Raw genomic sequence first — 15,200 nt, forward strand, 5'->3', positions numbered from 1 at the left:
CGATTTACCCCCCGGTGCTGGGGGCGTGCGCCGCGCGGCGCACAGGGAAGGCTGGCGGAGATGGAAGGCAAGCAAAGGGTCGCTCTCACATTTGCGCTCTACCAAAACGAGGCGCTTGTCCGCCGGGAGACGATCACCCAGGATATCGTCAAGGTAGGCAAGGACGCGAAGAGCCATCTGCGTGTCGATGACGAGCTTGCCTCGCGCATGCACGCGGTCATCGAGGTCGCCTCCCCGCAGGACATCACGCTCATCGATCTCGGCAACGAGCCGGGCACGATGGTGAACGGGGCGCGCGTCAACAAGTGCAAGATCAGCCCAGGCGATCAGCTCCAGATCGGCGGCACGAAGATCATGCTGGAGCGCGCGGAGCCGGTGGCGGTCGCCGCGGCCGCGGGCCCTGCGAAGCCGGTTCCCGCCAACCCGTTTGCGGCGGCGCCTGGTGGGAACCCGTTCGGCGCTGCGGCGCCCGGGAATCCGTTCGCGGCCGCGCCGCCTGGGAACCCGTTCGCCGCGGCCTCCGCGGGCGGCGCGGATGCGTTCTCCTACAACAACCCGTTCGCGCAGTCGGCGCCGGCCGTCGACGAGGTGCCCCCGGACGCGCCCGAGGGCTCCTACACGTACACGCTCGTGAAGAACGGGCCGGACGTGCCGAGCGACGAAACCGAGGTCCCGGCGGCCTCGGTCGAGGTCATGATTCTGTGGGATGCCGCGGTGCTCCACGTCGAGCACCTCACGCCGCCGCGCTCCTTCTACGTGGGTGAGGAGGCGGGGAAGAACTTCAAGTGCGACTACTTCATCCCCTCGGAGAAGCTCGGCACGACGCGGGCGCCCATCATCCTCGCGGATCGCTCTGGCTCGGTCTCCGTGGTGCTCCTGCCCCGCGCGACCGGGACCATCGAGATCCCGGGTAGGCCGAAGATGACGGTGCAGCAGGCGATCGATCAGGGCCTCACGCAGCCGTGTTCCGAGCTCTCTGGCGCCTACCAGATGGCGCTTCCGTCGGGCGGGAAGGCGAAGGTCGAGCTCGACGGCATCGTCTTCCAGGTGTCCGCCGTGAACGCAGGCAAGGTCGTGGCCGGCCACCTCCAGCTGGACACGCAGAGCCTGCTGTACACGGGCCTCTCGATGGCGGTTCACCTCGGGCTGCTCGCGGCGATGGCCTTCTTCATGCCGCCCCTCGGCGATACGGGCGAGGACGGGATCTCCGCTGACCAGCAGTTCCTCATCCAGCAGTACCTCGCGGCGGCCGCCGAGAAGGAGATGGAGGAGAAGGAGACCGAGCAGGTCGCCGACAACGCGGCGGACAACAAGGAGGGTGGCACCGGTACCCGCGCCAAGGGTGAAGAGGGTTCGATGGGTAACCCGAACACCAAGGCCACCGGCAACCGCTACGGCGTCCAGGGGCCCGCCGACAACCCGGATCCGCACATCGCCCGCCAGGCTGCGCTCCGCGACGCCGCGGAGTTCGGCATGATCGGGCTGCTGAACGCCGGCGCAGGCGGCGATCCGAACGCGCCGACCGCGCCGTGGGGACGCGACGATTCGCTCGGGAACGATCCGCTGAGCGCCCGCGGCAACATGTGGGGCGATCAGATCGGCGACTCGTTCGGCGCTGGCGGCCTCGGCCTCTCCGGCATCGGCGAGGGCGGTGGCGGGCGCGGCGAGGGCATCGGCCTCGGCTCGATCGGCACCATCGGGCACGGCGCTGGCACCGGCACCGGCCAGGGCTTCGGCTCCGGCCATGGCCGCCTCGGTGGGTCGCATCGCACCAAGCCGCCGCAGGTGCGCATGGGTGCGACCAGCGTGAGCGGCCGTCTGCCCCCCGAGGTCATCCAGCGTATCGTCCGCCAGAACTTCGGTCGATTCCGGCTCTGCTACGAGAACGGGCTCAGGAACAACCCGAATCTGCAGGGCCGTGTCGCGGTGCGCTTCGTCATCGGGCGCGACGGCGCGGTCTCCAACGTGGGTAACGGAGGTTCGGATCTGCCCGATAACGGCGTGGTTTCCTGCGTCGTTCGGGCGTTCTACGGCCTGTCGTTCCCGCAGCCCGAGGGCGGCATCGTCACCGTCGTCTACCCGATCATGCTCAGCCCCGGCGGCTGAGCCCGCCTCGCCGCTCGGTTCGAGCGAACGCCCCGCACGCGATGTGCGGGGCGTTTTCCATTTCAGCGCTGGCTGCGGCCGGCGCCGGGCGCGGCCGGCGGTCTGCGGCGAGCGCCGTGGGGTGGCCAGCTCGGCGTCCGCCGCGCGGGGGAGGGCGGGGGCGCCGCGTGGAGGCGCTGCAGCGAGGCGCATGCGCGGGGTCTGAAGCCCTGGACTTCCGCGGTTGCCTCCGCCTATTCTCGCGTCGCCGCGTGAGGTTCAACGCGCGCCACCTCGGGACGCTTGTGACGGTGCCACACGGAGCGGGGCAGCCCGTCTCCTAGATTGCTGACGGAGCGGCGCAGCCGACTCCGGGATTGGGGACGGAGCGGCGTAGCCGACTCCGGAACGCTGTGAAGGAGCGGCGCAGCCGACTCCGGGACGTTGAAGAGGGGCGACGCGACGCCCAGGTCACTCAGAGGCCGGCGATGCCGGGGCCATTCGAAAGGTGAGCGAGATGAAGCTTGGGGCATTCTTGATGGTTGGCCTGGTCGCGGCGAGCGCGGCAGGCCTGGGCTGCAGCCGCCATCGCCAGGAGGCCGTCATCCTGGCGAATCAGGCCGACAAGGAGGTCGCCGTCAACCCCGACGGTGCGGCCAACAAGTACGAGCAGGCGACCAAGCTCGACCCGAACAACCACCGCATCTTCTTCAAGCTGGCGATGGCACACAAGAAGTCGGAGTCCTGGGACAAGGTCGCATCGACGCTGGCTCGCGCCACGCAGATCGCCCCGAAGTTCGCCAACTACTGGTTCGAACGGGGGTGGGCGCTCGAGCAGCAAGCGAAGAAAAAGACGATCTCGTACGAAGAGGCCAAAGAGCCGTACCAGAAGTGTATCGAGAACGACCCCAACTTCGCGGATTGCTACTCCCAGCTCGGGAACGTCTACCTCTGGACGGACGACGAGCAGAAGTCGCTCGAGAACCTCACCAAGGCGATCGAGCACAATCCGAGCGAAATCCGCTACTACGCGGCGCTCGCCGACCTGTACACCCGTCTCGGGTACACGAAGGAGGCCGAGCAGGTGCTCAAGGAGGCGATGTCGTTCGCGAAGCCGGGGGACAAGTACCTCTTCGGCGTCCACAGCCTGCTCGCGTCGGTCTACCAGGATCGGGGGTCCACGGCGGAGATGGTGTCCGAGCTCGAGGCCGCCAAGGCGGTGGCGCCCACGGATGGTCCCGAGTCGGTACAGATTCTCTGGAGTCTCGGGAGCACCTACGCGACCCTGGATCCGCCGCGCAAGCAGGAGGCAATCCAGATGCTCAAGGGGTTCACCACGCGCGCCTGCAAGGGCTCGAAGGCGGCGAGCTTCAAGACCGAGTGCGAGACGGCGAACACGCTCGTCGCGCGGCTCGGCGGTCAGTAGCCGTGATGCCGCGCGCGGCACGGGGCACGTAAGCGTTTCAATTCGTTCGAAGGTCGGGGCCGAGGGTCGATAATCAATGGATCTTGCGCAGCGTCTCAATCATCTCGAGTCGGTTCATGACTGGCAAGGGCTCGTCGAGGAGCTCGAGAAGGGGATTGCGGCCGAAGGGGACGCGACCCGGAAGGCGGCATATCACCTGAAGCTCGGGCGGCTGCTCGAGGAGAAGTTCCTTCAGGCCGTCAAGGCGCTGAAGCACTTCCAGGACGCCTACAAGCTGAATCCAGCGCTGCTAGAGGCGCTGGAGTCGGCTCGTTCCATCTACTGGGACCTCGGCAAGACCAACATGGTCCAGAAGCTCCTGGAGCTCGAGCTGAGGAACGCCCCCGAGGGGACCGCGGCCGCCGAGCTCCGCGTGGAGCTCGGCGACGTGCTCTGCGACGCGGGCGATTTCGAGCGCGCGACGGAGATGTACGCGAAAGGCCTCGCCGCGTCCGGCGGGACGAGCGAGGAGGCGCGGGCCTGCCTCTTCGACATGCAGGTCGATCAGTCATCGTGGTCGGCGCGCATGGCGGAGCTGGTGGATGCGGCCGACGCCGCCGCGAGCACCGACGAGCGCAAGCGGCTGCTGCTCCGCGCGGCGCGCCTCGCGAAGCGCTTCGATCGCGGTCAGCTCGAGGACCTGCTCCGGAGGGCGTACGAGACGGCGCCTTCCGACAAGCAGGCCGCGGCGATGTTCGAGGGGCTCCTCGTCGAGGCGGAGCGGCCGCAGGCGATCGTGGAGACGCAGCGCCGGATCCTCGACGCGCGCGCCGGCGTGGCGCGCGGAGAGGCGGCGTTCAAGTTCGGCGTCCGCTGGGCCACGCGGCACCAGAACGTCGAGATCGGGTCGAAGCTCCTCGAGGAATCGCTCCGGTTCGATCCATCGAACGAGGCTGCGTTCGCCTACCTGCGCGAGCTGTGGGGGACGAAGGAGGGCAACTGGGAGCGCGTCGCGTCGCTGGCGGAGAGCGCTGCCAACCAGAACGGCAGCTCCCCGTACATGATCGCGCAGGCGGGCGGCGTCGCCTGGCGCCAGCTCGGCAACCTCATCCGGGCCAGGAGCTGGTTCGAGAGGCTCGCGGCGGTTGCCCCGACGCACCCGAGCGTGAGCGCGTTCGAAGCGCAGATCGGCGAGCGCCTCGCGGCCGCTCCTGTCGCGCCGTCCGCGCCTCCGCCGGCTGCCGCCGCGCCTGCGCCCGTTGTCGTCGCACCCGCGCCCGCGCCCGTCGCCGCCGCGCCCGTTGTCGTCGCGCCCGCGCCCGTTGTCGTCGCGCCGGTCGCGCCTGCGGACGCCACGCCGCTTCCCGCGAGCGCGCCTGCGCCCGTCAGCGCGCAGGCCCCGCTCAGCACGCCGGCCCCGGTGAGCGCGCCGGCCCCGCTCAGTACGCCGGCCCCGGTGAGCGCGCCGGCCCCGGTGAGCGGCAGGGCGAGCGCGCCCGCGAGCGCCCCTGTGGACGCCTCGTCCGTGGACGAGCGCGACGCGAGGTCCTCGGTGGCCGACATCGAGCCGCCGCCTCCTGCGCGGGCTCCCGCCGAGAGCAGGCCTGCGGACTCGGAGGTCGGCCGGCGGCCGACAGCGCCGCCTCCTCCCGGGGCGGAGACCGCGGGCCGCGTCGAGGAGCTCAAGGCCAAGGCCCAGAAGCAGGAGCAGGCCAAGCGGTACAACGAATACGTCAAGACGCTGATCGAGATCGCCGAGGCGGTCTCGGATCCTGCCGAGAAGATCGACAACTACGCGAAGGCGGCGGAGCTCTACTCGGGCAAGTTCTCGAACGCGGCCGAGGCGGTGAAGTGCTACGAGTCGATCCTCGCGATCGACGGCGAGCACGCGCAGGCGATCGACTTCCTCCGCCAGAGCTACGAGAAGCGGCGCGACTGGGAGAAGCTCATCGGGCTGCTCCGCCGCGAGGCCGCGGCGCTCCCGGAGGGCGGCGATCGCGCCGCGAAGTACCTCGAGATCGCGAAGCTCGCGTCGGAGCGGGTGAAGAAGGTCGACTTCTGCATCGAGCTCTGGGACGAGGTCCTCGCGAACGACCCGGAGAACCCCGAGGCGCTGAACGCGCTGGCCGGGCTCTACGAGAAGAACAAGGACTACCAGGCGTTCGCGAGGGTGCTGCAGAAGCAGGTCGACACGACCTTCGACAGCACCCAGAAGCTCGCGCTCCTCAGCAAGCTCGCGCAGCTCTACGGCGAGCGCCTCAAGGACGACGAGGCGGCCGTCAAGGCCTGGCAAGAGGTGATCGCGCTGAACCCCCAGGACCGCAAGGCCCAGGAGGCGCTCAAGAAGGCGTACCTGCAGCTGCAGCGCTGGGACGACCTCGAGGTGTTCTACGCCGAGAGCGGCAAGTGGGACGAGTTCATCCGCGTCCTCGAGTCGCAGGAGGCCAAGGAGACCGACGACGCGGCCAAGATCAGCCTGCTGGTCAAGATCGCCGAGCTCTGGATGGTCCAGAAGCAGAAGGCGGATCGCGCGGCGCGCGCCTACGAGAAGGTGCTCTCGATCGACGGCTCGCACCTCGCCGCGGCCGAGGCGCTCATCCCGATCTACACGCAGGCGAACAACCCGAAGGGGCTCGCCGGCGCCATCGAGGTGAAGCTCTCGCACGACCAGGACGACGTCTCCCGGCTCGACCTCTACCGGCAGGTCGCGGCGCTCTACGAGACGCGCCTCAAGGAGCCGCAGCGGGCGTTCGAGCGTTACCTCTCGGCCTTCCAGATCGCCCCGCAGGACGAGCAGTGCATCGATGACGTCGAGCGCGCCGCGCGCTCGACGGAGGGGTGGGACGCCCTGATCCAGGCCTACTCGTCGGCGATCTCGCGCGCCGAGAGCGAGGGGGACATCGCGCTCGGGGTCGATCTCCGGCTCCGGCTCGGGCGGGTGCTGCTCGATGAGGTGAAGCGCATCGACGAGGCGCTCTCGCAGTTCCGCGCCGTGTACGAGGCGGACGGCGAGAACCAGGCCGCGATCGGCGCGCTGGAGCGGCTCTACCGCGAGACGGGCCGGTTCGGCGAGCTGCTCGGCATCTACGAGAAGAAGCTCGGCATCGTCACCGAGCCGGAGGAGCGCAAGCAGATCCTCTATGCGATCGCGGAGCTCTACGAAGGGGAGCTGCGCGACGCGGCGCAGGCGATCGGGACGTACCGCCAGGTGCTCGACGACGAGCCGACGGACCCGCAGGCGCTCGCGGCGCTCGACAAGCTCTACCGCGAGCAGCAGGACTGGGAGTCCTACGTCGACGTGCTCCGCAAGCGGATCGACTCTCCGCTCGACGAGCAGGCGCTCATCGACCTCAAGTTCCGGCTCGGGAGCACCCTCGAGAAGCACCTGAACGATGCGGCCGGAGCGCTCGAGAACTACAAGGAAATCCTGATCCTCGATCCGGGCAACGACGCGGCGCGCCTCGCGCTCGAGGCGCTGCTCTCGAACGAGTCCCTGCGGGCCGAGGCGGCGGCCATCCTGCAGGAGATCTACGAGGGGCGCGGCGACTGGGAGAAGCTGATCCAGGCGCTCGAGATCCTCGCCGCGGCCGAGGGCGACACGGCGACCCGCGTCGCGCTGCTCCGGAAGGTGGCGCGGACGGCGGCCGAGAGCCTGAGCGACCTGGGCCGCGCGTTCGACGCGCAGTCGCGGGCGCTCAAGGACGACCCGTCGCACGCCGAGACGCGGGCGGAGCTCGAGTCGCTCGCCGCGCAGGCGGGCGCCTGGGACAAGCTCGACGTCATCTTCAGCGAGATCGCCGATTCGCTGAGCGACGCGCGGCTGAGCCGCGAGTACTGGATGCGCCTCGCGAGCATCCACGAGCGGCTCGGCAAGGTCGAGGAGGCGGCGAACGGCTACCTCCGCGTGCTCTCGATCGACCCCGCCGACTCGGAGGCGCTGGAGGCGATGGACGAGCTCTACCGGCGCACCGAGCGCTGGGGCGACCTCATCGGCGTCTACCGGCGCCGCATCGAGCTCGTGCACCAGCCGACCGAGCGCGAGGGCCTCTATGCGCAGATGGCCGAGGTCTACGAGCAGCGGCTCGGGCAGCCGGAGGAGGCGATCGCCGCGTACCGCGAGGTCCTCTCCATCGACAACACGAGCCTGGTGGCGCTGACGGCGCTCGACGGGCTCTTCAGCCGCCAGGGCATGTGGGAAGAGCTGGCGGACAACCTCGAGGCGCAGCTCGGCATCGCGGTCGAGGAGGAGGCGCAGATCCGGTTGATGCTCCGGCTCGCCGCGCTGCGGGAGTCGCGGATGCGGCTCGTCGACTCGGCGATCGACATCTACCGGCAGGTGCTCGAGCGCGAGCCGACCAACGTCGAGGCGCTCGGGGCGCTCGAGCGCCTCGGGAAGGTCGCCGAGCACGAGCTCGCGATCGCGGAGATCCTCGAGCCGCTGTACCGCCAGTCGGGCGACTTCCAGAAGCTCATCGGGGTGCACGAGGTGCAGGTGCGGCGCAGCGACGACGTGACCCGTCGCGTCGAGCTGCTCCACCAGATCGCCGTGCTCTACGAGGACGCGGGCGGCGACCTCAGCTCGGCCTTCGACACCTACGCGCGGGCGCTGAGCCAGGATCCGGCCTCGGAGTCGACGCAGGAGGGGCTCGACCGGCTCGCGCGCGCGACCGGTCGCTTCGCCGACCTGGCGCGCGTGTTCGAGACGCTGGCGGCGCAGCAGACGGACGCGGAGCTCGCGAGCTCGCTCTACACGATGAGCGCGCGGATCTACGAGGGAGACCTCGGCGACATGGACAGCGCCGTCGGGCACTACCGGCGCGTGCTCGAGATCGATCCGCGCAACCTGCACGCCGCCGAGTCGCTCGAGCGGCTGTTCAGGACCTCGGAGCGCTACAACGAGCTGTCGCAGATCCTCCAGCAGAAGGCGGACATCCTCGACGACCTGAGCGAGAAGAAGCTCGCCCTCTTCCAGGCCGCGAGCCTCGAGGAGGAGGTGCTCGAGCGGCACGATCAGGCCATCGCCGTCTACGGCAAGGTGCTCGAGCTCGACGCCGAGGATCTTCGGGCCATCGACGCGCTGACGAAGCTCTACCTCAGCCTCTCACGCTGGCAGGAGCTCCTCTCGGTCTACGCGAAGAAGGCCGATCTCGTCCTCGATTCGAACGAGAAGAAGCGCATCTACTACCAGATCGGCGCGGTGTACGAGCGCGAGCTCGGCAACGTCGCGAGCGCGATCGACACGTACCAGCGCGTTCTCGAGATCGATCCGGACGATCTCCAGGCGCTCGGGCGGCTCGACGTCCTCTACCAGACGTCGCAGAACTGGCTCGAGCTGCTCAGCGTGCTCCAGCACGAGGCGGAGATCACCGCGGACCCGGCGGAGGGCATCAGCTACCAGTACCGGATCGCGGAGCTCTACGAGAAGCACCTCGACGACGTGTCCCGCGCGATCGAGCTCTACCGCGATCTCTTGCAGCAGATGCCCGATCACGAGCCGACGCTGCGGGCGCTCGAGCAGATCAAGGACGGCAGCCGCGAGCCGCTCGGCGCCGCGCTGGTGCTCGAGCCGATCTACGACGCGTCCGGCGAGTGGCAGAAGCTGATCAGCGTGCTCGAGGTCCGGGTCAAGGTGGCCGAGGACCCGTACGAGAAGGTCGATCTGCTCCACCGCATCGCGCGCCTGTCGGAGGAGATGCTGAGCGACCACGTCACCGCGTTCGAGACGTACGCGCGGGCGGTGACGTGCGACATCGGCAACGAGGAGTCGCTCTCGAACCTGGAGCGGCTCGCGATGATGGTGAACCGCTGGCCGCAGGTCGCCGCGCTGTACGACACGGAGCTCGGCCGGCTCGGCGAGGAGCCGGCGCGCTTCGTGGAGCTCGGGCTCCGGCTCGCGCAGATCTTCGAGACGCAGCTCGACGACATCGACAGCGCCGTCGCGCGCTACCGGCGCGTGCTCGAGGTCGAGCCGGAGAACCAGACCGCGATCGCGTCGCTCGATCGCCTGTTCACCGCGACCGAGCGGTGGGGCGATCTCGTCACCATCCTGTCGCGCGAGTCGGAGATCGCGCAGTCGCCGGACGAGATCCTCGAGTTCAAGTACCGGCTCGGCGTGGTCTATCAAACGCGCCTCAACGACCTGCCCGCGGCCATCGGGGCGTACCGCGAGGTGCTCACGGCGGCGCCCGAGCACTCGCCCACGCTCGAGGCCCTCGAGGGGCTCTTCGCGGCCGGGATCAAGCAGATCGAGATCGGCGCCATCCTGGAGCCGCTCTACCAGGCGGCGGCGGAGTGGGAGAAGCTCGGCGGGGTGCTCGAGGCGGAGCTCACCCACCTCACCGAGGCGCAGGAGCGGCAGGCGATGTACTACCGGCTGGGGGAGCTCCAGGAGGAGCGCCTCATCTCGCCGGACGGGGCCCTCGCCGTCTTCATGCGGGCGTTGAAGGAGTACCCGGGCGACGAGAAGACGCTCGAGGAGGTCGAGCGGCTCGCCGGCTCGGTCGACGGCGGCTGGGAGATGCTCGCCAACGCGTACGCCGACGTGCTGGGCATCCACAGCGACAAGGACGTCCAGACCGGCATCGGCAAGCGGCTCGCGCGGGTCTTCGAGACCGACCTGAGCGACGTCGCCAAGGCCGAGGAGACGTACCGGTACGTGCTCGGCATCGAGCCGCTCGAGGCCGAGGCGCTCTCGAACCTCGATCGGATCTACACGCAGCTCGAGCAGTACCCGGAGCTCGCGAGCGTGCTCGAGCAGCGGGTGCGCGCGACCGAGGATCGCCCGGAGCTCGTCGACCTGTACCTCCGGCTCGGGCAGACGTACGAGGAGCGGCTTGGTCAGCTCGACGACGCCATCCGCGCGTTCCGGCGCATCTTCGACGAGCTCGAGACGACGAACGAGCAGGCGATCAGCGCCCTCGAGCGCATCTACACGGCCAAGGGTGCCTGGACCCAGCTCAAGGTCGTGCTGGAGCGGGAGCTCGAGAACGCGATGGGCGACAGCCAGGAGGCCGACATCCGCGCCAAGATGGCGCACCTGCTCGCCGATCGGCTGAACGACGTCCAGGGCGCGGTCGAGACCTGGAAGCGCGTCCTCGACCTCCGGGGCGAGGATCCGGAGGCGCTCGGGGCGCTGTCCAACCTCTATGAGCGGGTGGGGCAGTGGTCCGAGCTCTGCGACGTCCTCGAGCGGCATTACGACATCGCGATCGACGACGAGTCGCGCGTCGCGGTGCTGCTCCGCCGCGCCAAGCTGTTCCACGAGCAGCTCGGCCGCGACGACTCGTCGCTCGACGACTACCAGCGCGTGCTCGACATCGACTACGCGAACCTCGAGGCGCTCTACGCCATCGCGGCGATCTGGCGGCTGCGCAATGAGCCCGAGCAGATCGTGAGCTCGCTCCACCAGACGGTGGATCGGGCGCGGGACGTGCTGCCGGCCGAGAACGTGATCGCGCTGTACCGCGAGCTCGGGACGACCTACCAGCACGTCCTCGGGCAGGCGTACGACGCCATCGACGCCTGGAGGAAGCTGCTCGAGGTCGACCCGAAGGACTTCGAGGCGATGGCCGCCCTGGAGAACCTGCTCCGGGCCGAGGGGCGCTGGGTCGAGGTCATCGACGTGAAGATGGGCCGGGCGGCGGCCTACGAGTCGCCGGCGGACAAGGTGCGCGAGTACCTCGAGGTGGCGCAGATCTGGGAGCACCAGGTCGAGGAGAGGGACCGGGGCACGCTCGCGTACGAGAAGGTCCTGGAGCTCGAGCCGACGCACGACCAGGCCTTCGCGGCGCTCGAGCAGCTCCACGACGCGGCCCGGCGGAGCGAGCCGCTCATCGAGCTCTACCTCGCGCGGCTCGACTCGCGCGAGGAGGTCTCCGAGAAGACCGACATCCTCCGCAAGGTGGCCCGTGTCTTCGAGGAGCAGCTCGAGGACAAGCCGCAGGCCTTCGACGCGCTGCTCACGGCGTTCGAGATGGACTTCTCCGACATGGACACGGTCCGCTACCTCGAGCGCATGGCGCAGGCGACGAACCGCTGGCCGGAGCTCGTGCAGACGGTGAACGGGTGGCTGCAGCAGCAGACGGCCCCGCTCCAGAAGATCACGCTCTGCCTGCGCCTCGCCAAGTGGTACGCGGAGGACCTCGGCCACCCCGAGTACGCCCAGCCGTACTACCAGCAGATCCTCGCGCACGACCCGAACAACGTCGCCGTGCTGCGCCAGATGGCGAACTTCTTCAAGAAGACCGGCCAGTGGCAGCAGCAGGGGCAGATGCTGACGAGCGCCCTCAACGTCGCGGTCACTGACGTCGATCGGAAGGAGGTCCTGACCGAGCTCGGCGAGGTCCTCGAGCGGCACATGGGCGAGGTCGAGCAGGGGCTCAGCTTCTACCGGCGCGCCCTCGACGTGGATCCGCTGCACCTCCCGGCCCTCGAGGCGCTGGAGCGGATCTACACGGATCGCGATCAGTCGAACGATCTCGTCGACGTCCTGCTCCGCAAGGCGCGGGCCGTGAACGAGTCCGACGTCGTCGCGGCCGTGAAGCTGCGCACCGCCGGCCTCTACGAGTCCAAGCTCGGCCTGATCGACAAGGCCGGCGCGGTCTACCGCGAGGTGCTGGACATCGACGCCTCGAACCTCCTCGCGATGCGGGGGCTCGAGCGCGTCTACACGGCCACGCACCAGTGGCCGGATCTCGTGCGCGTCCTCGAGATGCAGCTCGACGTGGTCACCACGGAGCGCGAGCGCATCGACGTGCTGATGAAGATCGCGACCCTCCAGGAGGAGCAGTTCCTGAAGCCCGATCTGTCGGCCGCGCGCCTCGAGCAGGTGGTCGAGATCGACCCGAGCCACGAGCCCGCGCTCGAGGCCCTGGAGCGCTGCTATCGCCGGCTCCGCCAGTGGCACGATCTCATCAACACCTACGATCGCCACATCAACGCGGCGGAGGATCGGCAGAAGAAGATCGAGCTCTGGTCCCACACGGCCAAGGTCTACGCAGAGGAGATCGAGGACCTCGACCGCGCCATCGACGCGTACCTGAACATCGTCGACATCCAGGACACGCACATCCCGGCCCTGGAGGCGCTGGCGAAGCTCTACGAGAAGCAGGACAACTCGTCGAAGGCCATCGAGTACATGACGCGCGTCGCCGACCTGACGGCCGACGGCAAGCAGCGCGTCGAGATGTACTTCCGGATCGGCAGGCAGCTCGACGAGAAGCTCGGCGAGCGGGTCCTGGCCCAGGAGCGCTTCGAGATGGCGCTCGATCTCGATCCGTCGCACGTGCCGACGCTGGCGGCGCTGCGGGTGATCGCGATCGACGCGGCCGACTGGGACCGGGCGGCGCGTTACCTCGACCAGGAGCAGATGAACACCGACGCGCCCCGCGCCAAGGCGCGGCTGCTCGTCGAGCTCGGCAAGCTCCGGGACGACATGCTCGGCGAGCACACGCTCGCGGTGCAGGCGTACGAGATGGCGCTCCAGAGCGATCCCGACAACGAGGACGCCGCGATGCCGCTCCTGAGCGAGTACGTCTCCACGGAGCGGTGGGCCCAGGCCGAGCCGCTCGCGGAGATGCTCGTCAGGAAGAGCGGCAAGCGCGACAGGTCAGAGCAGCACCGGCTGCAGCGGACCTTCGGGCGGGTCCTCGATCGGCTCGGCAAGGACGACGCCTCGCTCAAGGCGTACACGGCCGCGCACAACCTCGATCTGGCCGATCAGGAGACGATCCGGGGCCTGGCGGACGTCAGCTTCAAGCTCGGCGACTGGGCGAGCGCGCTGACGAACTACCAGAAGGTGCTCACCAGCCTCGACGAGGCCGAGACCGAGGAGCGCGCGACCGTCTACTACAAGCTCGGCTGCATCAAGCAGGCGCAGGGGCAGTCGAAGCAGGCGGTCAACAACTTCGAGAAGGCGCTCGGGGCCGAGCCCGCGCACCGGCCGACGCTCGAGGCGATGGTCGCCGTCTACGACGCGCTCAAGGACTGGAAGCAGGTCTGCCACTACAAGCGGCTGATCCTCGACAACATCATGGACGGCCCCGAGCGGTTCAAGATGTTGAACGACATCGGCGACATCTGGGTCGACAAGGAGAACAACATCCCGAAGGGCGTGGAGGCCCTGGAGGAGGCGCTCGACCTGGAGCCGCAGAACCACGTGCTGCTCCACAAGCTGCTCCAGCTCTACCAGCGTACGGGGCAGTGGGAGCGGATGGTGGACTGCCTCCAGCGCATCGCGGAGCTCGAGCCGCAGCCGGATCGGAAGAGCCGTTACCTCTACACGATGGCGCAGATCTACCGCGACAAGCTGGACGACCCGGCGCGCGCGGTGGAGCTGTTCAACGACACGCTGGACCTGAACCCGCACTCCCTCGAGGCCTTCGAGCGCATCAACAAGATCCTCACGGCGCAGAAGGAGTGGAAGCAGCTCGAGCGGGCGTACCGCAAGATGCTGCACCGGGTGGCCGGCAAGGGGAACACGGACCTCGAGTACAGCCTCTGGCACGCGCTCGGGCTCATCTACCGCGATCGGCTCGGCGACAGGACGGCCGCCGTCGAGACGTTCCGCATGGCGTCGCGGCTCAAGCCCGAGGACGCGACGGAGCACCTGATCCTCGCGGAGCTCTACGAGCAGTCGGAGCAGTTCGATCTGGCGACCGGCGAGTTCCAGGCGATGGTCAAGATCGATCCGATGAAGATCGACCCGTACAAGCGGCTCTACCGCCTGTACGTGGACAGCAAGCGCTACGACCAGGCCTGGTGCGTCGCGGCGGCGCTGTCGTTCCTCCGCAAGGCCGATCCCGACGAGCAGCAGTACTTCGAGGACTACCGCCCGCAGGGGCTCATCCAGGCGAAGAGCCGGCTCGACAACGAGCAGTGGATCAGGAACCTGTTCCACGAGGAGGAGAACCTCTACGTCGGCAAGATCTTCGAGATGATCGCGGGGGCCGCGCTCAGGGCGAAGATCGAGACGCTGAAGCAGCGCCGTGAGCTGCCGGTCCTCGATCAGCGCTTCCTGCAGGATCCGGCGACCTCGACGGTGACGTTCGCCCGGACCTTCGGGTGGGCGGCCAACGTCCTGGGCCTGCCGGCGCCGCGGCTCTACGTGCGGAGCGACGTGCCCGGCGCGCTCGTCGCGGTGGCGAACGAGCAGCCGGCGTCCGTCGCGGGGCAGACCGTGCTGACCGGGTTCTCGCCGCAGGAGCTCACGTTCATCGTCGGCAAGCACCTCGCGATGTACCGCGGCGAGCACTACATCAAGACGCTGTTCCCGACGGTCACCGAGCTGACGGTGCTCCTCTTCGCCGGGATCAAGCTCGTCGCGCCCGACACGTCGGTCCCGCCGGACATCGAGAAGCAGATCACGGCGACCGCGCAGACGCTCCGCGGGTTCATGCAGCCGATGCAGCTCGAGGGGCTCCGCATGGTGGTCAAGAAGTTCCTTGCGGAGGGCGCGAAGGCCAACATCAAGCGGTGGGTCCAGTGCGTCGACATCACCGCGGCGCGCACCGGCCTGCTCCTCTCGGGCGATCTCGAGATCGCGAAGAAGATCATCGCCGCCGAGCCGCAGCAGCCCGGGGATCTCCCGCCCCAGGACAGGCTCAAGGAGCTGATCGTGTTCTCGACAAGCGATCAGTATTTCGCGCTGCGTCAGGCGCTCGGGATCGCCATCGGCGAGGGGTGATCTCGCGCGGCAGCAGGGCCTAAGTAG

3 protein-coding genes are annotated in these 15,200 nt (G+C 68.8%); all 3 read left to right on the top strand.

Translation table 11 applies throughout. The features are described from left to right. The first annotated feature begins 60 nt into the window (after positions 1-60). The 3 genes from WMF45_RS16805 to WMF45_RS16815 all read left to right on the top strand — a co-directional run bounded on the left by WMF45_RS16805 (position 61) and on the right by WMF45_RS16815 (position 15,173). Positions 61-2,106 (top strand): AgmX/PglI C-terminal domain-containing protein, encoded by a 2,046-nt coding sequence (locus WMF45_RS16805; RefSeq protein WP_437717894.1) that lies wholly within the window; start codon positions 61-63, stop codon positions 2,104-2,106. Positions 2,107-2,602: 496 nt separating this feature from the next. Continuing rightward, the gene (locus WMF45_RS16810; protein ID WP_437717895.1) at positions 2,603-3,511 is read left to right on the top strand and encodes a tetratricopeptide repeat protein; all 909 of its coding nucleotides are present in this window, start codon (positions 2,603-2,605) and stop codon (positions 3,509-3,511) included. A gap of 76 nt (positions 3,512-3,587) precedes the next feature. Next, a complete protein-coding gene (locus WMF45_RS16815) occupies positions 3,588-15,173 on the top strand; it encodes a tetratricopeptide repeat protein (RefSeq protein ID WP_437717896.1) in 11,586 nt (3,861 codons plus the stop codon). Positions 15,174-15,200: the final 27 nt, after the last annotated feature.

The sequence above is a fragment of the Sorangium sp. So ce448 genome, from assembly GCF_051520915.1.
GTDB lineage: Bacteria > Myxococcota_A > Polyangia > Polyangiales > Polyangiaceae > Sorangium > Sorangium cellulosum_B.